Annotated in this window: 17 protein-coding genes and 1 riboswitch; of the genes, 7 read left to right on the top strand and 10 right to left on the bottom strand. The window is 71.7% G+C overall.

Going from position 1 to position 20,400, the window contains the following annotated elements:
• Nucleotides 1-71: 71 nt before the first annotated feature.
• Nucleotides 72-2,576: a DNA helicase PcrA gene (pcrA, locus tag ACZ4MF_RS27800; RefSeq protein WP_467494614.1), complete on the bottom strand. Its 2,505-nt coding sequence runs from the start codon at nt 2,574-2,576 to the stop codon at nt 72-74.
• A 211-nt stretch (nt 2,577-2,787) separates the two neighbouring features.
• A riboswitch (cyclic di-AMP (ydaO/yuaA leader) is annotated at nt 2,788-2,960 on the top strand.
• 7 nt (nt 2,961-2,967) lie between these two features.
• Here pcrA and ACZ4MF_RS27795 point away from each other — a divergent pair.
• Complete coding sequence (locus ACZ4MF_RS27795; protein ID WP_467494613.1) at nt 2,968-4,167, top strand: C40 family peptidase; 1,200 nt, start codon at nt 2,968-2,970, stop codon at nt 4,165-4,167.
• An 81-nt stretch (nt 4,168-4,248) separates the two neighbouring features.
• On the top strand, nt 4,249-4,596 hold the full coding sequence (locus ACZ4MF_RS27790; protein WP_467494612.1) for a hypothetical protein: 348 nt from the start codon (nt 4,249-4,251) through the stop codon (nt 4,594-4,596).
• On the opposite strand, the gene ACZ4MF_RS27785 is transcribed toward ACZ4MF_RS27790, so the two are convergent.
• Nucleotides 4,574-4,927, bottom strand: coding sequence for a hypothetical protein (locus ACZ4MF_RS27785; protein ID WP_071370084.1), 354 nt, complete (start codon nt 4,925-4,927; stop codon nt 4,574-4,576). The genes ACZ4MF_RS27790 and ACZ4MF_RS27785 overlap by 23 nt on opposite strands.
• A gap of 475 nt (nt 4,928-5,402) precedes the next feature.
• Between ACZ4MF_RS27785 and ACZ4MF_RS27780 the strand changes: the two genes are divergently transcribed.
• Nucleotides 5,403-6,464, top strand: coding sequence for a C40 family peptidase (locus tag ACZ4MF_RS27780; RefSeq protein WP_467494611.1), 1,062 nt, complete (start codon nt 5,403-5,405; stop codon nt 6,462-6,464).
• Nucleotides 6,465-6,542: 78 nt separating this feature from the next.
• Here the strand turns inward: ACZ4MF_RS27780 and ACZ4MF_RS27775 are convergent, their stop codons facing one another.
• Complete coding sequence (locus ACZ4MF_RS27775; RefSeq protein ID WP_467494610.1) at nt 6,543-7,253, bottom strand: LuxR C-terminal-related transcriptional regulator; 711 nt, start codon at nt 7,251-7,253, stop codon at nt 6,543-6,545.
• Nucleotides 7,250-8,536, bottom strand: a complete 1,287-nt coding sequence (locus ACZ4MF_RS27770) for an ATP-binding protein (RefSeq protein ID WP_362818189.1) — start codon at nt 8,534-8,536, stop codon at nt 7,250-7,252. Before ACZ4MF_RS27770 ends, ACZ4MF_RS27775 begins: the two co-directional genes overlap by 4 nt.
• Nucleotides 8,537-8,747: 211 nt before the next feature.
• On the opposite strand from ACZ4MF_RS27770, the gene ACZ4MF_RS27765 reads away from it, so the two are divergent.
• Nucleotides 8,748-10,193 carry a PspC domain-containing protein gene (locus tag ACZ4MF_RS27765; RefSeq protein WP_467494609.1) on the top strand — a complete coding sequence of 482 codons (1,446 nt, stop codon included), beginning with the start codon at nt 8,748-8,750 and terminating at the stop codon, nt 10,191-10,193.
• Nucleotides 10,180-10,389, top strand: coding sequence for a hypothetical protein (locus ACZ4MF_RS27760; RefSeq protein ID WP_356033425.1), 210 nt, complete (start codon nt 10,180-10,182; stop codon nt 10,387-10,389). Before ACZ4MF_RS27765 ends, ACZ4MF_RS27760 begins: the two co-directional genes overlap by 14 nt.
• A 22-nt stretch (nt 10,390-10,411) precedes the next feature.
• Here the strand turns inward: ACZ4MF_RS27760 and ACZ4MF_RS27755 are convergent, their stop codons facing one another.
• The 3 genes from ACZ4MF_RS27755 to ACZ4MF_RS27745 form a co-directional block, all read right to left on the bottom strand.
• Nucleotides 10,412-10,936: a DoxX family membrane protein gene (locus tag ACZ4MF_RS27755; protein WP_467494608.1), complete on the bottom strand. Its 525-nt coding sequence runs from the start codon at nt 10,934-10,936 to the stop codon at nt 10,412-10,414.
• A gap of 182 nt (nt 10,937-11,118) precedes the next feature.
• Nucleotides 11,119-12,399 (bottom strand): hypothetical protein, encoded by a 1,281-nt coding sequence (locus tag ACZ4MF_RS27750; protein ID WP_467494607.1) that lies wholly within the window; start codon nt 12,397-12,399, stop codon nt 11,119-11,121.
• Between the two features lie 219 nt (nt 12,400-12,618).
• Nucleotides 12,619-13,413 (bottom strand): class II aldolase/adducin family protein, encoded by a 795-nt coding sequence (locus ACZ4MF_RS27745; RefSeq protein ID WP_467494606.1) that lies wholly within the window; start codon nt 13,411-13,413, stop codon nt 12,619-12,621.
• Nucleotides 13,414-13,552: 139 nt separating this feature from the next.
• Between ACZ4MF_RS27745 and ACZ4MF_RS27740 the strand changes: the two genes are divergently transcribed.
• Nucleotides 13,553-14,026, top strand: coding sequence for a pyridoxamine 5'-phosphate oxidase family protein (locus ACZ4MF_RS27740; RefSeq protein ID WP_467494605.1), 474 nt, complete (start codon nt 13,553-13,555; stop codon nt 14,024-14,026).
• A 20-nt stretch (nt 14,027-14,046) separates the two neighbouring features.
• Here the strand turns inward: ACZ4MF_RS27740 and guaA are convergent, their stop codons facing one another.
• Complete coding sequence (guaA, locus tag ACZ4MF_RS27735; protein WP_356033438.1) at nt 14,047-15,627, bottom strand: glutamine-hydrolyzing GMP synthase; 1,581 nt, start codon at nt 15,625-15,627, stop codon at nt 14,047-14,049.
• 311 nt (nt 15,628-15,938) lie between these two features.
• On the opposite strand from guaA, the gene ACZ4MF_RS27730 reads away from it, so the two are divergent.
• A complete protein-coding gene (locus tag ACZ4MF_RS27730) occupies nt 15,939-16,223 on the top strand; it encodes a chorismate mutase (RefSeq protein ID WP_467494604.1) in 285 nt (94 codons plus the stop codon).
• A gap of 651 nt (nt 16,224-16,874) precedes the next feature.
• On the opposite strand, the gene ACZ4MF_RS27725 is transcribed toward ACZ4MF_RS27730, so the two are convergent.
• Complete coding sequence (locus tag ACZ4MF_RS27725) at nt 16,875-18,653, bottom strand: GMC family oxidoreductase N-terminal domain-containing protein (protein ID WP_467494603.1); 1,779 nt, start codon at nt 18,651-18,653, stop codon at nt 16,875-16,877.
• A gap of 75 nt (nt 18,654-18,728) precedes the next feature.
• Complete coding sequence (locus ACZ4MF_RS27720) at nt 18,729-20,342, bottom strand: succinic semialdehyde dehydrogenase (protein WP_467494602.1); 1,614 nt, start codon at nt 20,340-20,342, stop codon at nt 18,729-18,731.
• Between the last annotated feature and the right edge of the window lie 58 nt (nt 20,343-20,400).

Here is a 20,400-nt window from a genome sequence, read left to right as displayed (position 1 = left end):
CGCTTATCCCGACGTGAGTCGTGACGATGTGAGCCCCGCCGATCCGGCGGGGCTCACATCGTTCACTGCTTCTACAGCTTCTCGACCGGCGCGTAGCGCAGCAGCAGCCGCTTCGGCTTGCCGTCGCCGAAGTCGATCGTCGCCTGGGCCTTGTCGTCGGCGCCCGCCACCGCGACGACCGTGCCGAGCCCGAACTGGTCGTGGGTGACCCGGTCACCGACCGCCAGCGACGCCGCCGGCTTGTCCGTCGTACGCCGCGTGGCGAACCCGGACGCGCCCGCGGCCGACGAGCGCGAGCGGGACGAGGACAGCGAGGCGGCGATCCCGGAGGCCGGGCCGGAGGAGACCGGAGCCGTCGCGCCCGTCCGCTTCCACTCCAGGTGCGCGGTCGGGATCTCCTCCAGGAAGCGGGAGGGCGGGTTGTACGACGGCTGGCCCCAGGCGCTGCGCATGGACGACCGGGTGAGGTACAGCCGCTCACGCGCGCGCGTGATGCCGACGTACGCGAGGCGCCGCTCCTCCTCCAGCTCCTTGGTCTGGCCGAGGGCGCGCATGTGCGGGAAGACGCCGTCCTCCATGCCGGTCAGGAAGACGACCGGGAACTCCAGGCCCTTGGCGGTGTGCAGGGTCATCAGGGTGATGACGCCGGCGCCTTCCTCGTCCTCGTCGGGGATCTGGTCGGAGTCGGCGACGAGGGCCACCTGCTCCAGGAAGTCGGCCAGCGTGCCCTGCTCGCGCTCCGCGCGCTCCTGCTCGAACTCCAGGGCCACGGCTGCGAGTTCCTGGAGGTTTTCGATGCGGGTCTCGTCCTGCGGGTCGGTGGAGGACTGCAGCTCGGCCAGGTATCCGGTGCGTTCGAGGACGGCCTCCAGCACGGTGGCCGGTCCGGCGCCGGACTCCACGATGGTGCGCAGGTCCTCCATCAGTGTGTTGAACCGCTTGACCGCGTTGGTGGAGCGCGCGGCCATGCCGTACGCCTCGTCCACGCGCTTGAGCGCCTGCGGGAAGCTGATCTTCTCGCGCTGGGAGAGGGCGTCGATCATCGCCTCGGCGCGCTCGCCGATGCCCCGCTTGGGGACGTTGAGGATGCGGCGCAGCGGCACCGAGTCCTCGGGGTTGGCGAGAACGCGCAGGTAGGCCAGGACGTCCCGGACCTCCTTGCGCTCGTAGAAGCGGACGCCGCCGACGACCTTGTAGGGCAGGCCGACGCGGATGAAGACCTCTTCGAAGACACGGGACTGGGCGTTGGTGCGGTAGAAGACGGCCACGTCGCCCGCCTTGGCGTCGCCCGCGTCGACCAGGCGGTCTATCTCGTCGGCGACGAACTGGGCCTCGTCGTGCTCGGTGTCGGCGACGTAGCCGGTGATCCGGGCGCCCTGGCCGGCGTTGGTCCACAGGTTCTTCGGGCGGCGGGACTCGTTGCGCTCGATGACCGCGTTGGCGGCGCTCAGGATCGTCTGCGTGGAGCGGTAGTTCTGTTCCAGCAGGATCGTCGTCGCGTTCGGGTAGTCCTCCTCGAACTGGAGGATGTTGCGGATCGTCGCGCCCCGGAAGGCGTAGATCGACTGGTCCGCGTCACCGACGACGCACAGCTCGGCGGGCGGGAGGTCGTGCTCGCGCGGCGCGGTGGCGACGTCCTCGGTGACGTCCTCGGCGGCGCGCTCGACGGTGCCGACCAGTTCGCGGACCAGTGCGTACTGGGCGTGGTTGGTGTCCTGGTACTCGTCGACCAGGACGTGCCGGAAGCGGCGGCGGTAGTGCTCGGCGACGTCCGGGAAGGCGCGCAGCAGATTGACCGTCGTCATGATCAGGTCGTCGAAGTCGAGCGCGTTGGCCTCGCGGAGGCGGGACTGGTAGAGCGCGTAGGCCTGGGCGAGGGTCTTCTCGAAGCCGTCGGCGGCCTGGGCGGCGAAGTCCTCCTCGTCGATCAGCTCGTTCTTCAGATTGCTGATCTTGGCGCTGAAGGACTTGGGCGGGAAGCGCTTGGGGTCGAGGTCCAGGTCGCGGCAGACCAGGGCCATCAGGCGCTTGCTGTCGGCGGCGTCGTAGATCGAGAACGACGACGTGAAACCGAGCTTCTTCGACTCGCGGCGCAGGATGCGCACGCACGCGCTGTGGAAGGTCATCACCCACATCGCGTGCGCGCGCGGGCCGACGAGCTGCTCGACGCGCTCCTTCATCTCGCCCGCGGCCTTGTTGGTGAAGGTGATCGCGAGGATCTGGCCCGGGTGCACGCTCCGCTCGGCGAGCAGGTGGGCGATGCGGTGGGTGAGCACACGGGTCTTGCCGGAGCCGGCGCCGGCGACGATGAGCAGGGGGGAGCCTGCGTGGACGACCGCGGCGCGCTGGTTGTCGTTCAGCCCCTCCAGCAGCGCCGCCGCGTCGAGTGCGGGGCGGGGGGCGCCGTCGCGGTAGTAGGAGTCCCGGTCCGGCGGCACGTCGAACTTCCCGCCGAACAGATCGTCCGGAAGCGGCTCCGGAGCGTGATCGTCCTCGGGCGGCGGCGGAGGCTCCTCCTCGCGCCCGCGCGGGGGCTGGAGGTCCGCCAGGAAGCTGTCGTCAAAGAGGCTGCTCATCGCTCTCCGAGTCTAGGGCGCCCCACCGACAACCGGTCGCCGTCCCGGGAAGAAGACCCCGCGGGCGTGGGGGCGAACATCCCTTACCCAGCGGAATCACCCGATGACGCGGACGTGATTCCGGTCTCGGATCACGAAAATGTATCGGACATATCACGCACCAACCTTCACACTAGCCACACGAGTTGGCTAGGTTGCGGTCGGGCCGCGTGCGCGGCCCCCGCCGAGTCCGGCCCGTCCCGTACGGGGCACCCGGAGCCGGGGACCCACCAAACCTGGGGTGAATCGGCCGAATCCCATCCGGGACGACGCCGTAGGGCAACCCTTCCGAACCACCGCCCGAACCCGACAGCTAACCCGGTAGGCGGACCATTGGAAGGAGTCGCCTCCCTTGGCGTCGCACCGCAAGCCGCGCCCCGGCGGGACCACCGCGGCGGGTATACGCACCCCCGCTCTCGCCACCGCCGCCCTCACCTCCATAGCCATGCTGTCCCAGACCGCCGAGGCCGCTCCGGGCACCGACCACACCCGGCCGAGCCTGGAGGAGGTGGAGAAGAAGGTCGACGACCTCTACCGGCAGGCGGAGTCGGCGACCGAGAAGTACGACGCGGCCAAGGAGCGCACCGGCAAGGAGCGCGGCCACGTCGACGCCCTCCGCCAGGAGGTCGCCCGCCGCACCGACAGCCTCAACAAGGCCCGCGAGGAGCTGGGTTCGTTCGCCGCGGCCCAGTACCGCACCGGCGCCGCCGCGCCGAGCACGGCCACCTTCCTGCTGGCGAACGACCCGCAGGACTACTTCGACCAGACCCAGCTGATGAACCGGCTGACCACGCGCGAGAAGAGCGCGGTCGACGCCTACATCGGCGATCAGGCCGCCACGATGAAGAAGCGGCGGGAGGCCGCCGAGAGCCTCCGGACGCTGACCACCTCGCAGCAGGACCTCCAGACGGCCAAGACGACCGTCCAGAAAAAGCTCGCCTCCGCGCGCGAACTGCTCTCGCAGCTGACGGCCCAGGAGAAGGCGCGACTCGCACAGATCGAACAGGCCAAGCAGCAGGAGGCGGCGCGCAAGGCGGCCGAGCTGGCGAAGCAGCAGGCCGCGGCCCGGGCCAAGCAGCAGAGCAGTTCGTCCGGCTCGTCGTCGTCCGGCTCCGGCGGGTCCACGTCCACGGGCTCGACGGGTTCCGCCTCTTCGGGGTCCTCGGGATCCTCCGGCTCGTCCAGTTCGTACGACACGAAGGCCGAGAAGGCCCTCGCCTTCGCCCGAGCCCAGATCGGCAAGCCGTACGTGTGGGGCGCCACCGGGCCGGGCTCCTACGACTGCTCGGGCCTGACCCAGGCCGCCTGGAAGGCAGCCGGCGTCGCGCTCCCGCGCACCACGTACGACCAGGTGAACGCCGGCACCACGGTTTCCCTGGCGGACGCGCGCCCGGGCGACCTGATCTTCTTCTACGACGACATCAGCCACGTCGGCCTCTATATCGGCAACGGCATGATGATCCACGCCCCCAAGCCGGGCGCCTACGTCCGCGAGGAGTCGGTGTACTACGGCGGAGAATCGATCATCCACAGTGTGGTCCGCCCCGGCTGATCTCCGCACAGGTGCCCACGCGCGCGTACCGGCGTTTCCCGGCCACGCGCGCGTACCGGCTGTTCTCGCGCCCACGCGCGCGTGCCCTTCCCGGCGGGGCCCGAGGGGCTGCCCGGCATCGGCGCGTGGCCGGCATCTCGGCTCTGCGTCCTGGACCTGGCCTGGTACGTCGTCCTGCCGGCGGCCGAGGCGGCGCGGCCCCGGCCCGGCTACGACGTACGGCGGTGGTCGACGGTGTTCCCCATGGGGATGACGGGGGCGACGCCGTCCGTCGCGGCCGCCATGGGACTCCCGTGGCTCCGGTGGCCGGGGCGGGTGCTGGTGTGGGTGGCGGTGGCGGTGGCGGCGTGGCTCGCGGTCGGCGCCGGAGCGGTGCGCGCGGCCCGTACGGCGGGAGGGACGGCCGTCAGGTCCACAGGACGGCGATGAAGATGTTCGCCATGGTCAGCAGGCCGACGACGCCGAAGGCACCCTTCTCGACCTTCTCCTCGTCGCGCTTGACGTAGACCAGGCCGAGGATCACGATCAGCAGGGCCAGCTTCAGACCGATCTTGATGGTGTTGATGTGATGGTCACCGGCCTGGTTGAGGCCGACCAGCACCACTCCGGTGACGAGCATGGTGAGCGCGCCGTGCAGCATCCCGGGGACGAAGCGGGCCGTGCCCTGGCCCATCGCCTTCATCTGGGTGAGGAAACCGCCGAGCAGCGCGGCGATGCCGATGATGTGCAGGCCGACGAAGAGATGGATGAGTACGTCCATGAGGCCGGAGCCTAATCAGGGCGATTCGGTCCCTCGTCACCGGGCCCTGGCACAGCCGTCCGCGCCCGGCCGCCCACCGCTGCGGATCTTGCATTTATGCGGCCCATAGCACCTCACGCCTCCCACCTCTTCCGCTTTCCGCGCATCGGTCACCACGCTGAGTGAAGAGGGCGAATCCGGACCGGCCGCACGATCACGTACGGTCACTTACCGGTCTATCGACGCCAGTTCCGTACACTGCGTTACCCACTCGTCACACTCCGGCCTAGCGTCCTCCCCCAGGTGACCGGCTCCCCATCACCGCCCGGGCCAGGGGCGGCGGCCGGGCACCACCGCCGAGAAGGGTCCGGCGGCGGCCCGTTCCCCCTGTGCGGGCCACCGCCGGACGCAGGCACCGCCCGGCCGGACCGCGCGGCGCACGGACCGCTCGGCCGTCGGATCGTGTCGAGTCGCACGGAAGGACGTGACAGTCCAGGTGGCAGCGCATCGCAAGCCCCGGCAACGCCCGATCGGCCCCACGGCCCGGACCGCTGCCACGCTCGCCCTGACGGGCGCGGCCACCGCGACGGGGTTCGGCGGTTCGGCGCAGGCCGAGCCCCCGCCGACACCGGCACAGGTGAAGGCCAGGGTGGACGCGCTGTACCAGCAGGCCGAGGCCGCGACCGAGAAGTACGACGGCGCCAAGGAGGCGGCGGACACCACCCGGCGCAGGCTCAACACCCTGCGCGACGAGACCGCCCGCAAGCAGGACGGCCTCAACTCGGCCCGGGAGGCGCTCGGTTCGTTCGCCACGGCGCAGTACCGCGTCGGCGGCTTCTCCCCCGCCTGGCAGCTGGCTCTCTCCGGCAACCCCGACCGGTACCTGGCCGACGCCGCGTTCGCCGAGCGGGCGGGTGACCGGCAGGCCGCCGCCGTGTCCCGGGTGCGCGAACAGCTGCGGGAGATCGAGCAGTTGCGCGGCACGGCGCGCGTCCAGCTGACGTCGTTGCGCTCCCGGCAGGCGGAGCTGCGGCGGCAGAAGACGACGATCACCGGCAAACTGGGCGAGGCCCGGCGGCTGCTGGCGCGGCTCACGCCGCAGCAGCGGTCCGCGGTCACCGGCGACGGCGGCAGCCGGGGGCGCGCCTCCCGGTCCGCCTCGGACGTCCGGGACGCCCTGGCACAGGCCGGGTCCGCCGCGGCCCCCGACACGCGTGCGGCGGCGGCCGTCGGCTACGCCTACGCCAAGCTCGGCAGCCCCTACGTGTGGGGCGCGACCGGCCCGAACGCCTTCGACTGCTCGGGCCTGGTCCAGGCCGCCTACCGCTCCGCCGGCATCTCCCTGCCCCGCACCACCTACGCCCAGATCGACGCGGGCCGCCGCGTCTCCCGCTTCGAACTGCGGCCCGGGGACCTGGTGTTCTTCTACTCCGGCGTCAGTCACGTCGGCATCTACGTGGGAGGCGGGCTGATGATCCACGCCCCCAACCCCTCGGCGCCGGTCCGGCTGGCCCCGATCGACCTGATGCCGTTCGCGGGGGCGACCCGGGTGGTGTGAGGGCGCCCCCCAGGGTCCCGGTGCCGGTCCCCCAGGGTCCCGGTGCCGGTCCCCCAGGGGTCCCGGTACCGGTCGGGGTCAGACCAGGCGGCGCGCCGTCGCCCAGCGGGTCAGCTCGTGGCGGTTGGACAGCTGGAGCTTGCGCAGGACCGCCGAGACATGGGACTCGACCGTCTTCACCGAGATGAACAGCTGCTTGGCGATCTCCTTGTAGGCGTAGCCGCGGGCGATCAGCCGCAGCACCTCGCGCTCGCGCTGGGTGAGGCGGTCCAGGTCCTCGTCCACGGGCGGGGCGTCGGTGGAGGCGAAGGCGTCCAGGACGAACCCGGCCAGCCGCGGCGAGAAGACCGCGTCGCCCTCCTGCACCCGGAAGATCGAGGCGACCAGATCGGTGCCCGTGATGGTCTTGGTGACATAGCCTCGGGCGCCGCCGCGGATCACTCCGATCACGTCCTCCGCCGCGTCCGACACGGACAGCGCGAGGAAGCGGACCGGCTGCTCGGCGTCCGCCATCAACGCCGCGCACCGGCGCAGCACTTCGACCCCGCCGCCGCCCGGCAGGTGGACGTCGAGAAGGACCACCTCGGGCCGGGTCGCGGTGATGACCGTGACCGCCTGGTCGACGTCCGCGGCCTCGCCGACCACCTCGACCCCGGTCTCCGCGGTCTGGCCGATCTCGGCCTGGACACCGGCGCGGAACATCCGGTGGTCGTCCACGAGCACGACCCGTACGTGCCGTCCGGCCGCGCCGGCCCCCGTCGTACCGTTCGTCTCGGTCACGTCGCTCATGACGTCTTCTCCGCCCTCTCCATCTCCAGCTCGACCTCCGTGCCGCCGCCGGGCACCGCCCGCAGCCGGGCCGTGCCGCCGTTGCGCTCCATGCGGCCGATGATCGATTCTCTGACGCCCATCCGGTCGGCGGGTATCGCGTCGGGGTCGAAGCCCGGTCCGCGGTCGCGCACGGACACGAAGACCGTCCTCCCCTCGACTTCGGCATAGACCTGTACGGCACCGCCCTCGCCACCGTACTTGGCGGCGTTCACCATCGCCTCGCGCGCGGCCTGCATCTGCGCACGGGTCCTGTCGTCCAGCGGGCAGTCGCCGACGACGACCACTTCGATGGGCACACCGTGCTTGTCCTCGACCTCGGCCGCGCTGCGCCGCACCGCCTCGGCGACCGTGTCCGGCTCGTCGGCCTCGTCCTTGCCGGTGCCCTCCGGCTTGTACAGCCAGGTGCGCAGGTCGCGCTCCTGGGCGCGGGCGAGACGGCGCACCTCGCCCGCGTTGTCCGCGTTGCGCTGGATCAGGGTGAGGGTGTGCAGCACGGAGTCGTGGACGTGCGCGGCGACCTCGGCGCGCTCCTGGGCGCGGATGCGCATCAGGCGCTCCTCCGACAGGTCCTGGGTCATGCGGACCAGATAGGGACCGGCGAGCAGCGTGATGCCGACGAGGACGGCGAGCGCCGCCTGGAGGACCGCGCCGAGGTGGGCGGCCGAACCCTGGAGCACGAAGACAGCGGAGACGCCGGCCGTGACGAGCAGGACACCGCCGGCCGCGCGCAGCAGCGTCAGTGTGCGGCGCCGGCGGCCGACCTCGACCCAGCGGGCCCGGCGTGCGTTGTCCGCCTGCCTCCACACCAGGGCGACACCGGCCGCGACGAGCACGGCGGGCACCAGATACGCCTTGGCGGCGCTGGTCAGGTTGACGCTGCCCACGAACACCATGGACACGGCGACCATGAGGAGCAGCGCGACGATCTGGCCCTTGTCCGGTCTGCGGGCCACGAGTCTGCGGCGGCCGCCCGGCGCGGTCTCCGCGGCGACCGGCGGCTTGTGACCACCGACGCCGCCGACGCCGAGGGGGACGAAGAACCAGAAGGCCGCGTACAGCAGCGCGCCAAGGCCGTTGGCCATGAACAGGCCGACGAAGACGAGCCGCACCCAGATGACGGGCAGCCCGAGATGCCCGGCGAGGCCCCGCGCCACTCCGCCGAGCCAGCGTCCGTCGCTGCTGCGGTAGAGCTTGCGCGGCGGCCGCGGGTCGTCGACTGGCAGGCTTGCGGCTTCCGGCATGCCAACGATGGTCACATGACCGGCGGGGCCAGGCATCAGGGTCGGCCCCCGAGACGCCCCTGATCTTCGGCGGAACCGGGTCGGGGAGCGCCGGGCGAGTAGGGTCCGGTACCGGTCGAACGGCTCCCCGCCCCTTCTCAGGGCCGAATTCAGGGTTCGCCCAGGGTCGTCCCGACTGCCGTCGCGACGGCCGGGCCGTCACCATGGACGCATGACGGATCACGAGCACGCCGCGACGGGTCCGGGACCCGGCCCCGGCCCGCGCCCGGCCCCGGGCACCGGACCGACGGATGCCGGGCCCGCCGCGACACGGAAGACGGGAGCGGCCGGCCCCAACACCGACACCCCCGCCGGGGAAGAGGAGCAGGGGCAGCAGGCCGTCACGGCCTTCGACCGGTTCCGGCGCGACCGCCGGCACAAGATGATCGCGGGCGTGTGCGCGGGCCTGGGCCGGCGGACGGACATGGACCCGGTGATCTTCCGGATCACGCTGGCCGTGCTGTCCGCGACCGGCGGCATCGGCCTGATCTTCTACGGCTTCGTCTGGCTCCTCGTGCCGTTCGAGGACGAGGAGGAGAACGAGCTGCGCAAGCTCCTGACCGGCCGGGTCGACGGGCAGGCGCTCGCCGCCGTGCTGTTCGCCCTGGTCGGCTGCGGGATCTTCCTGACCCTGCTGCGAAACGGCGGGGTGCTGACCTTCGCCGCGGTGCTCTCTCTCCTGCTGGCGGGCGCCGGGTACTGGTCGCGGCGCCGCGGCGGTGCCGACCCCGACCCCCTCGCCGCGCAGGCCGCCGCCGACGCCCCGCCGGAGGCTCAGGCGCCGCCGGTCGTCACCACCTATCCGTCCTGGTGGCGGGACCCGATCGTCAAGGACGGCACCCATGTCGGCGGCACGGGCTATCTGTGGGGGCCCGGCGACACCCGCGACCGTGACCTGACCTCGGTCGTCGACGTGCGCGTCGCGTTGCCGTGGCCGCACACCGGCTCCATACAGCCGCGGCCGGCCGCACCCCCGAGACCGCGCGGACCGCGCTGGATCGGCGGCTGGGTGTTCCTGCTCGCCCTGGTGGCGGGCGGCCTGGGCACGGGGCTCACCTGGGACACCCGCCCGCTGGGCACCAGCCTCCAGACCGGTCTCGCCTGCGCGCTGGCGGTCTTCGGCCTGGGCCTCGCGCTCAGCTCCTTCCTGGGGCGCACGGGCGCCGGGACGGTGTTCCTGGCGCTGGTCACGGCGGTGCTGCTCGCCGGGGCGACGGCCATGCCGAAGGACATCACCACCCACTGGAGGGACACCTCCTGGACACCCGCGGCGACGGCACAGGTCCAGCCGCGCTACGACCTCGGCACCGGTCGGGGCACCCTCGACCTGACCCGGGTACGTCCGGCCGAGGGAGAGACGGTCACGACGAACGCCCATGTGGGAGCCGGGCAGCTGCGGGTGATCCTGCCGGCGGGCGGGACCGTGCGGATGGACATCGAGGTGGGAGTCGGCGACATCCGGCTGCCGGGGGACAACAGGAAGGACGTGGACGTGCGGCCACGCAGGCTTCAGAACGTGACACTGGCGCCGGCCAAGGGCGCCGAGAGCGCCGGCACGCTGGACCTCGAGCTGGGGGTCGGTGCGGGACAGGTGGAGGTCAGCCGTGCTGCGTCATGAGTTCCAGCCCGGGAGGCTGATCGCCGGGCTCTTCCTCACCGCCGCCGGGGCGGTCTGTGCGGGAGCCGCGGGCGGGCTGTGGAAGACACCGTGGTTCGCGATCGCACCGCTGGTCGTGACCGGCCTGTTCCTGGCCGCTGTGGCAGGGGGCGTGGCCCGGGCGATACGCAGACGGAGCGGCACGGAGGGCGACTGACGGCGGCCGGCCGCCGACCTGCCTACCGGTATCCGCCCTGCCGTCGTCGGGATCGCCAGAGCGCGTCCAGGGAGAGGTAGGGGGCGCCGGCCAGGATCAGGGGGAGCCAGGCCATCAGGTAGGCGAGGTCGTTGCCGTAGTAGTAGGGGGTCGTCGCCCAGCTCACGGTCAGCCAGAGGCTGAGCGAGATCAGCGCGCCGCCGAGCGCGGCCAGCCGGGCGAGCAGGCCGAGCAGGGTGCCGATGCCGACGGCCAGTTCACCGAAGGCGATGGCGTAGCCGAAGCCGACGGGGCTCTTCAGGGCCAGGTCGACCAGGGCCGGGACGGCGGCGGAGTCGCGGGCCGCGCGCATGGTGTCGCCGACCGAGCCGGTACCGCCGGACTTCATGAAGGCGCTGTCGGTGAGCTTGTCCAGGCCGGCGTAGATGAAGGTGACGCCGAGGAAGACGCGCAGTGGGAGCAGGGCGTAGTGGGCGGCTGTGTCCCGCCAGCCGCGGGGACCGTTCAGCCGGTTCATGTGCGTGTCCGTCCGCATGCCGTGAGTCATCGTCGCCAGCCGCCTCTCGCCCGCCGTCCCACCCCTCACTCGACGATACGTACGACAGTCAGGGCCGGTTCAATCCCCTCCCCGGAGGTTTTTCCGGAATTTCGAGTGCGCGCGCGAAGCGGACATGTGAAAGCGCGAAAGGAAGGGAGGAAGACATGACCGTGATGCGGCAGCGGGTCGGGTCACTCCGTCACCTGGACCGTGTACCGGTTGGTCGCCACCCCGGCCGCGGTGACCACCTGGACCTCCACCGAGCCCGGCTCGACCTCGACCGGTACGGGGACGGTCAGGACGGTGTCGGTGGGGTTGCGGAAGCCACCCGTGACGGGAATCAGAGGGACGTGCACGTCGACGATGCCGATGCGGACCACCATGCGGGAGAGCCGGTCGGCGGTCCGGGCACCGGGCGGGACGAAGCCCGCGCCGCGGATCTCGATGTCGTCGCCGGTGCGGATCGGCCCGTCAAGGTCGCCCGGTTCGCGGGCGCGGACCACGGAGAGGACGACCGGGCGGCCGCCCTCGGCGTACTTGCCGGCCAGGTAGGTGGCGGCCGAGATCAGCACGATCACGGCCAGCCCCCAGGGCAGATCGGGCAGTTGGTCGGGCCGGCGGGCGAGCCGTACGGCGGCGAACACCAGGGCGACGGCGCTGATGACGGCGTACTGGATGTCGCTGAAAGCGCCCCGGCCGGAGTCGTCGGTGAGCAGGTCGGCGGCGCGCGGCCGGTGGGCCGGCAGCTTCTGCAGCCGCTGGGCGAGGATGCGCAGCGCCACCACACGGCGGACCAGGACGGCGATGCCGCACACCACGCCGAGGACGGTCACGACGCCCGTGCCGCGCGCGAGGTCGAGTCCCGAGATCAGCGCGTCGCGTTCGGCGTGGCCGGAGGCGGCGGCGAGCCGGGCGGCCAGCAGCAGCACGGCGTAGCCGACGAACAGCACCCAGGCGGCGGCCACCGTGCGGGAGGTGGACATCCGGTTGTCCTCGCCGATCACCGGGGCGAGCGCTCCGCCCCGGGCGCGGTGGAGCCGGCCGGCGGTGGTCAGGGCGCCGGCGACGACGAGCGCGGCGAGCAGCGCCGCGGTGCGGGCGGTGGTCCAGCCCGCACCGATCGCGGTGAGCGCCTCGCCGAGCAGAAGGACGACGACGGCGCCCCACACCGCGACCACCGTGCGCAGCCACAGCCCGGCGACCCACGCCTCGCCCTCGGCGCGGCCGCGCTCCGCGACGGCCTCCGCGCGCTGGGTCAGTTCCTCCGACACCCACTGGCGGGACGCCGAGGCCGAGTGCGCCACGCCTGCCGGCAGCCCCTGCCCCGCGGCGAACTCGTCCCGTCGGCGCAGGAACGCGGCGACGGCCCGCCGGTGCCCCTCGCGGGCGCCGTGCGGACAGTCCTCGCAGGTGCAGCCGCCCTCGTGGGCCCCGTCGGCACCCGTGTCCTGTCTCGCCTCCTGCACCGCCACGCCGGACGCCCGCCTTCCCCACGACTTGTCGACACGGCCGGCGGCCCCTCGGCAGGCCGTCTCGTCGCCGCACAACTCCCCCGCTTCGTCAGCGAATTGTGCCCTACGACGAGCCGTCCGGGCTTGTCGGACCGGGTCACGGCGGGTGAAGTGAGGGCCTGTGTGTTGACTCGGCCGGCGAGGAGTTCGCGTCGGCGAAGGCGGTCGTGCTCGGGGAGTTCAGCTGAGCAGGTCCGGTTCGCTGCGGCTGATGTCCTGCCACAGCGGCTGGTAGTTGATCCAGGCCACGAGGTCGCCGCCGAGCTGTTCGCGGGTGGCGACGGCCAGTTTGTGGTCGATGAGGACCGGGCGGCCGGCCGCCTTCGCCATCAGCTGCACCTGGCAGGAGCGTTCCATGGACAGGAACCACCAGGCGGCCGCGTCCACCGAGTCGCCGACGGTGAGCAGTCCGTGGTTGCGCAGGACGAGCGCCTTGCGGGAGCCGAGGGCGGTGGCGATGCGACGGCCCTCCTCGGCGTCGACGGTGACGCCGCTGTAGGCGTCGTAGAGCGCCACGTCCTCGTAGAAGGCGCAGCTCTCCTGGGTGATCGGGTCGACCAGCTCGCCGAGCGCGGCCAGGGCGCGGCCGTGCACGGAGTGGCAGTGGGCGACGGCGACGACGTCGGGGCGCGCGGCGTGGACCTGGGCGTGGACGGTGAACGCGGCCTGGTTGACGTGGTAGCGGCCCTCGACGACCTGGCCGTCCTGGTTGGCGAGGACGAGGTCGCTGACGGTGACGTGCTTGAACGGCATGCCGAAGGGGTTCACCCAGAAGCAGTCGGTGAACTCCGGGTCGCGTGCGGTGATGTGGCCCGAGACCCCGTCCTCGAATCCGCTGCGCCCGAAGACCCGCAGGGCCCCGGCGAGTCGCTCCTTGCGGTGCCGGCGTTCGTCCTCCGCCGAGTCGTGCATCGGCGGCATGGCGAAGCGGAGCTGGTCGGTGGGCAGCGGCAGGGGCGAGGTCGGCCCGTGCATAGGTCCTCCAGCGCTGGATTGCGGTCTGGGCCGGAAGTTACCCGCGGTCAGCGCAAAAGGGCAGAGCCGTTTTGTAAAGATGACGTACGCAGCGAATACACGACAGAGGTTGTCCGGATTACCGGTGAGACTGTCGCGTATGACGTCCGTGAACTGGGAGGCCTTCGCCTCCGCCGAACCCGAACTGGCCCGGATCACCGAGGAGCGCTTCCGCGCCCACCGGCATCATGTGCTCGCCACCGTGCGCAAGGACGGTTCGCCGCGCACCTCCGGGCTGGAGACCGACTTCCGTGGCGGCGAGCTGTGGCTCGGCATGATGGACCGCTCGCTGAAGGCCCTCGACCTGCTGCGCGATCCCCGCTTCGCGCTTCAGGCGAACCCGGGCGAGGGCACGGAGATGGGCGGCGGGGACGTACGGATCTCGGGCCGGGCGTACGAGGTCGAGGGCGAGCGGAAGTCCGGATACGCGAAAGAGGCGGAACCGCCGGAGCCGTTCCACCTCTTCCGTACCGAGCTGACGGAGGTCGTGCGGACCTGCGTCGAGGACGAGCGGTATCTCGTCATCCAGGTCTGGAAGCCCGGTGCGCCCCTGCGCACGGTCAGGCGCGCGTAGGGCCCGTGGGAGTCAGCCGGTCACTCCCACTCGATGGTGCCCGGGGGCTTCGAGGTCACGTCGAGGACGACGCGGTTGACGTCCCGGACCTCGTTGGTGATGCGGGTCGAGATACGGGCGAGGACGTCGTAGGGCAGCCGGGACCAGTCGGCGGTCATGGCGTCCTCGGAGGAGACCGGGCGCAGCACGATCGGGTGACCGTAGGTGCGGCCGTCGCCCTGGACGCCCACGCTGCGGACGTCGGCGAGCAGGACCACCGGGCACTGCCAGATGTCGCGGTCCAGGCCGGCCGCGGTCAGCTCCTCGCGGGCGATGGCGTCGGCGTCGCGGAGCAGGTCCAGACGCTCCTTCGTCACCTCGCCGACGATGCGGATGCCGAGACCCGGGCCCGGGAAGGGCTGGCGCTGGACGATCTCGTCCGGCAGGCCCAGCTCCTGGCCGACCATCCGGACCTCGTCCTTGAACAGCTTGCGCAGCGGCTCGATGAGCTGGAACTCAAGGTCCTCGGGGAGGCCGCCGACGTTGTGGTGCGACTTGATGTTGGCGGTGCCGGTGCCGCCGCCGGACTCGACCACGTCCGGGTACAGGGTGCCCTGGACCAGGAACTCCACGGCCGGGCCCGCGTCGGCGATGATCTCGGCCTGCGCCTGCTCGAAGACGCGGATGAACTCCCGGCCGATGATCTTGCGCTTCTCCTCGGGCTCCGAGACGCCCTTGAGTGCGGTCAGGAAGCGCTCCTCGGCGTCGACGACGACCAGCTTGACGCCGGTCGCGGCCACGAAGTCCTTCTCGACCTGCTCGGTCTCGCCCTTTCGCATCAGACCGTGGTCGACGTACACGCAGGTCAGCTGGTCGCCGATGGCGCGCGCGACGAGGGCGGCGGCGACGGCGGAGTCCACGCCGCCGGACAGACCGCAGATCGCGCGCTTGTCGCCGACCTGCTCGCGGATCGCGGCGACCTGCTCCTCGATCACGTTGCCGGTCGTCCAGGACGGGGTCAGGCCCGCGCCGCGGTACAGGAAGTGCTCCAACACCTGCTGGCCGTGCGTGGAGTGCATGACCTCGGGGTGGTACTGGACACCGTAGAGCTTCTTCTCGTCGTTCTCGAAGGCGGCGACCGGGACGACGTCCGTGGACGCGGTCACGGAGAAGCCCTCGGGGGCGGCGGAGCAGGCGTCGCCGTGCGACATCCACACGTGCTGCTCGGCCGGGGTGCCCTCGAAGAGGGTGGAGGACGTCCTGGAGACGTGCAGGTCGGTGCGGCCGTACTCGCGGGCGCCGGTGTTGTCCACCGTGCCGCCGAGGACCTGCGCCATCAGCTGGAAGCCGTAGCACATGCCGAAGACGGGCACGCCGGCCTCGAAGAGCGCGCGGTCGAGGCGGGGGGCACCCTCCTCGTAGACCGACGAGGGACCGCCGGAGAGGATGATCGCCGCGGGGTTCTTGGCGAGCATCTCCTGGACCGGCATGGTGCTCGGCACGATCTCGCTGTAGACCCGCGCCTCGCGGACGCGACGGGCGATGAGCTGGGCGTACTGCGCACCGAAGTCGACGACCAGGACGGTGTCGGGGGCGGCGGCAGCGGTGTTCGCTGATGACACGGGGTGCCTTCTGGTGGTCGGGCGGGGGTCTGTGGTTCCGATTCTAACGGGGCGGCGGTGGGACCTCTTCGGTCAGGCGCCGTGGCATACTGACCGCATGCTCGCGCACTCGACCTTCCTCTTTACCTATGGCAACCGGCCCGCCGGCTGCCATGGTCGTGCTGCTTGAGCTGAGCGAAAGCCAAGCGACTTCCCAGGCGCCCCGGGCCGACAAGGCCCGGGGCGCCTGACGTTTTCCGGGTTCTGTCGTTCCGGGGCTCCCCCGACAGCCGCCCACCGGTCCCAGCGACCCTCACCCAGGAGCCCCGAACATGACCACCACCTCCCCGGAAGCCCCGGAAGCCCCCGAAGCCCCGGAAGAGACCATCGCCGGCGCCCGTGAGCGCATCGACGTGCTCGACGACCGGATCATCGGTCTCATCCAGGAGCGGATGGCCGTCTCCACCGTCGTGCAGCAGACCCGCATCGCCTCCGGCGGGCGGCGCGTGCACCTCTCCCGCGAGATGGAGATCCTCGGCCGCTACCGCGAGGCCCTCGGCAAGCCCGGCACCCCCCTCGCCATGACCCTGCTCGAACTGTGCCGGGGTCGCATCTGAGTTCTACCGCCGTCTCACCCGTACGGCGCGTGACCGGCCCGCGCTCCGCTTCGTTGAGGGGTTGTCCGTGCCAGCCAGGGGCGGGCCCGACAGAACCACGCGTGGCTCGCTGGAGCGATGAGGCGTACGGGTCGTGCCGTACGCCGTGGGACCTCGCTCCGGAAAGTGACCGGACGGCAGGGGACAGCAGCCCGGTCACCCAAGAGAACGGTCGGCTCCGGGGACGCCCGGGGCCGACCGGCGGGAAAACTGCACATCAGCACCAGTGCCGGGGCGACCGATGCGCCGCAGCCCCGGGTCCCCGCGCAGACAGCGAACGACGGCACGACGGCACTGCTGCCTCCTCCAACCGCCGGCCGACCAGCGGTGCGCCCCCCGGCACCGCATCCCAGGCACCGACGCTGCCCTGCCGTCGGTGCTGACTGAAAGAGAAGGGCCCCGCGACCTCTCCGTCCCGCGGGGCCCTTCGTCATGCACCGGTAAGTGACTCGGATCACATCGAAATCCGGTGCCGCCGGGGCAACCGTTCATGGTTCTCGCTGATCAAACCTGCCGAGTCGTACGAGGGACCTGCTTTCGGAGGGGGATGCAGGTCCCTCTGCGCCGATTCCCGTGCAGGTTCCTGCGCCGGCCCGCGCGGGGCGCCGCGCTCTACTTCTTCGGCGGCACCGCCGGCATCCCCAGGAACGGCAGCCGCAGCGCGCCGAAGGCGTCCTGCGGGACCGCCGGGGACTGCGGTTCGACCGGCTTCAGACGCTCGTACGCCGCTCCCGGTGCCGGGCGCGGGTCCGCCTCTCCCTTGTTCGGCCAGAACGACATCGCGCGCTCGGCCTGCGCGGTGATCGTCAGCGAGGGGTTCACGCCCAGGTTCGCCGAGACCGCGGCGCCGTCCACGACCGAGATGCCGGGGTGGCCGTAGAGGCGGTGGTACGGGTCGATCACTCCGGTCTCCGCCGAGTCGCCGATGGGGCAGCCGCCGAGGAAGTGCGCGGTCAGCGGGGTGCCCATCAGTTCGCCGACGTTGCTGCCGGCGAAGCCGTTGATCTCGGCGGCGAGCACGCTCGCGGCCTCGGTGGCGGCCTTGATCTGCTTGGGGTTGGGGGCGCCGTGGCCCTGGCGGGCGGTGAGCAGGCCCTTGCCGACGCCGTTCGGCTTCAGGTACGTCGTGAGCGAGTTGTCCAGGGACTGCATGACCAGGCCGATGATGGTCCGCTCCGACCAGCGCCGGTTGGACAGCGACCGCAGCACCAGGAGCGGGTGCCTGGCCGCGTTCGTCAGCCAGGCCAGCGCGCGCGAGGAGCCCTCCGCGTACGGCACCTGAAGGATCGACAGGCCGCCCATCGCGTTGGAGCCCTTGCCGTAGCGGACCGGCTCGATGTGCGTGTTCTCGTCCGGGTGGATCGAGGACGTGATCGCGACGCCCTGCGTGAAGTCGGCCGCCGCCGTGCCGTGTGCCTTGCGGTAGCGGCGGTTGTCGGTCTGCGCGCCGACCAGCGCCTCGGAGTTGGTCCGGGTCAGGTGGCCGAGGCGCTCGGACAGGTACGGCAGTTGGCCGCCGGACCGCATCCGGTGCAGCAGGGTCTGCGTGCCGTAGGTGCCGGCCGCGAGGACGACCTTCCGGGCGGTGAACAGACGGCCCTCGCCCTTCTTCTTCCGGTCCGTCGGCAGGGTCGCCACCGCGTACCCGCCGCGCGAGTCGTCCGTGACGGACACGACCGTCGTCATGGGGTGCACCACCGCGCCCGCCCGCTGGGCGAGGTGGAGGTAGTTCTCGTTGAGGGTGTTCTTCGCGCCGTGGCGGCAGCCGGTCATGCACTCGCCGCACTCGGTGCAGGCGTTGCGGGACGGGCCTGCGCCGCCGAAGTACGGGTCGGCGACCTCCTGCCCCGGGCTCGCCTTCGCCGTCCCGTCGGCGTCCTTGCCGTCACCGAAGAACACCCCGACCGGGGCCAGATGGAAGGTCTCGCCGACGCCCATCTGCTGCGCCGCCGCCTTCAGATGCACGTCGGACGGCGTCATCGTCGGGTTCAGGCGGACGCCGAGCATGCGCCGGGCCTGGTCGTAGTACGGCCGCAGCTCCTCCTGCCAGTCGGTGATGTCCTTCCACTGCGGGTCCTCGAAGAAAGGCTTCGGCGGGACGTAGAGGGTGTTGGCGTAGTTGAGCGAGCCGCCGCCCACGCCCGCGCCGGCCAGCACCATCACGTTGCCCAGCAGATGGATGCGCTGGATGCCGTACAGGCCGAGCTTCGGGGCCCAGAGGTAGTTCTTCAGGTCCCAGGAGTTCTTCGGGAGAGCCTCGCGGGTGTAGCGGCGGCCGGCCTCCAACACGCCTACCCTGTAACCCTTTTCGGTCAGGCGGAGGGCGGACACCGCACCGCCGAATCCGGAGCCGACGATCAGGACGTCGTAGTCGTAGGCGTCGTGCGGCACGTGTGCTCCTCGTTGGGTCGTCCTCGTCGGGCCGTCGAGGGAAAGGGAATCGGGGCCGTCAAGGGAATAAGGGAATTACCTGAACCGGAACGCCTTCATCACCCGAAGACTCGTGCTCATGAAGCGGGCGTAACTCGCGTCGTCCATCCCCAGCGACGGCGCCATCGGCAGCAGCCGCTGCTGGGCCACCGTCTGGGCCTCGGTGTACTTGAGAATGCCCTCCGAGCCGTGCCGGCGACCGAGACCGGAGTCCTTCATGCCGCCCATCGGGGACTGGACGCTGCCGTAGGCGGGCGCGTAGCCCTCGTTGACGTTGACCGTGCCGGTGCGCAGGCGGGCGGCGACCTCGCGGCCGCGCCGGGCGCTGCCCGTCCAGACCGACGCGTTCAGGCCGTACGGCGTGGCATTGGCGCGCTCGACCGCCTCGTCGTCGGAGGAGAAGCGGTAGACCGAGACGACCGGGCCGAAGGTCTCCTCCGCGCAGACGGCCATGGAGTCCTCGACGCCGTCCAGGACGGTGGGCTCGAAGAAGTAGGGGCCGATGTCGGGGCGGGCCCGGCCGCCCGCGAGCACCTTCGCGCCCTTGGCGACGGCCTCCTCGACGTGCCGCTCGACGGTCTTCAGCTGGCGTTCGCCCACCAGTGAGCCCATGTCGGCGCCGTAGGCGAGGGAGTTGCCGAGCCGCATGGCCCGGGTGCGGGCGGCGAAACGCTCCAGGAAGGCGTCGGCGACCGACTCGTGGACGTACAGCCGCTCGATGGAGATGCAGAGCTGTCCGGCCGAGGAGAAGCAGGCGCGTACGGCGCCGGCGGCGGCCTTCTCGATGTCGGCGTCGTCCAGCACCAGCATGGCGTTCTTGCCGCCGAGTTCGAGGGAGACGCCGACCAGACGGGCGGCGGCGCCCTGGGCGACCTCGCGGCCGGTGCGGGTGGAACCGGTGAAGGAGACGTAGTCGGCGTGCCGGACGACCTCGGGGCCGACGACCGGGCCCTCGCCGAGGACGACCTGGAAGACGCCCTCGGGCAGACCGGCCTCGATCAGCAGGTCGCGCGCCCACAGCGCCGTCAGACAGGTCTCCGTGTCCGGCTTCATCACCACGGCGTTGCCGGCCACGAAGGCGGGCAGGGCGTCGCCGACGGACAGCTCCAGGGGGTAGTTCCAGGGGGCGATCTGGCCCACGACCCCGCGTGGGTGGCGCAGTTCGGTGACCTTCGTCAGGGTCGGGATGGCGCCGGTGTGCCGCTTGGGCCGCAGATAGGCGGGGGCCTTGCGGCCGTAGTGGCGGGCCGCGACGGCGACGGCCTGCACCTCCTCGTGCGCGTGCAGCCGCGCCTTGCCGGTCTCCAGCTGGATGAGGTCGAGGACCTCGGCCTGCCGCTGGAGCACCAGGTCGTGGAAACGCAGCAGCACGGCGGCCCGCTGCCCCACCGGGGTCCGCCCCCACACGGACTGCGCGGCGCGGGCGGCCTCGAAGGCCTTCTCGACGTCCTCGGGGGTGGACTCGGGCAGGTCGGCCAGCTTCTCGCCGGTGAACGGGGTGTGGTTGGCGGTCCGGCCGGAGCCGACCACGCCCTTGGTGAGCCGGGCCACCAGTTCCGGGGTGACCACGTCGGCGGCGGTGCGGGCGCCCTCGGGGGCGGGCGCGAGGGGGTTGGTACCGGCGATGTCCGAGGCCTGCGTGTCCGTCATGAGGCGCAGGGTATGCCGGAGCACAGCCTTTGTGTACCCGTCGGTAACGGGGATTCAC

The organism is Streptomyces sp. NPDC025793 (genome assembly GCF_055558375.1).
The sequence above is the reverse complement of the archived record's forward strand: the minus strand, read 5'-3'. Positions and strand labels throughout refer to the sequence as shown.

What these genes read in the sequence shown, in the direction of transcription:
- pcrA (WP_467494614.1), bottom strand. Translation starts at nt 2,576, where the DNA reads ATGAGCAGCCTCTTTGACGACAGCTTCCTGGCGGACCTCCAGCCCCCG.
- ACZ4MF_RS27785 (WP_071370084.1), bottom strand. Translation starts at nt 4,927, where the DNA reads ATGGACGTACTCATCCATCTCTTCGTCGGCCTGCACATCATCGGCATC.
- ACZ4MF_RS27775 (WP_467494610.1), bottom strand. Translation starts at nt 7,253, where the DNA reads ATGAGCGACGTGACCGAGACGAACGGTACGACGGGGGCCGGCGCGGCC.
- ACZ4MF_RS27770 (WP_362818189.1), bottom strand. Translation starts at nt 8,536, where the DNA reads ATGCCGGAAGCCGCAAGCCTGCCAGTCGACGACCCGCGGCCGCCGCGC.
- ACZ4MF_RS27765 (WP_467494609.1), top strand. Translation starts at nt 8,748, where the DNA reads ATGACGGATCACGAGCACGCCGCGACGGGTCCGGGACCCGGCCCCGGC.
- ACZ4MF_RS27755 (WP_467494608.1), bottom strand. Translation starts at nt 10,936, where the DNA reads ATGACTCACGGCATGCGGACGGACACGCACATGAACCGGCTGAACGGT.
- ACZ4MF_RS27745 (WP_467494606.1), bottom strand. Translation starts at nt 13,413, where the DNA reads ATGCACGGGCCGACCTCGCCCCTGCCGCTGCCCACCGACCAGCTCCGC.
- ACZ4MF_RS27740 (WP_467494605.1), top strand. Translation starts at nt 13,553, where the DNA reads ATGACGTCCGTGAACTGGGAGGCCTTCGCCTCCGCCGAACCCGAACTG.
- ACZ4MF_RS27730 (WP_467494604.1), top strand. Translation starts at nt 15,939, where the DNA reads ATGACCACCACCTCCCCGGAAGCCCCGGAAGCCCCCGAAGCCCCGGAA.
- ACZ4MF_RS27720 (WP_467494602.1), bottom strand. Translation starts at nt 20,342, where the DNA reads ATGACGGACACGCAGGCCTCGGACATCGCCGGTACCAACCCCCTCGCG.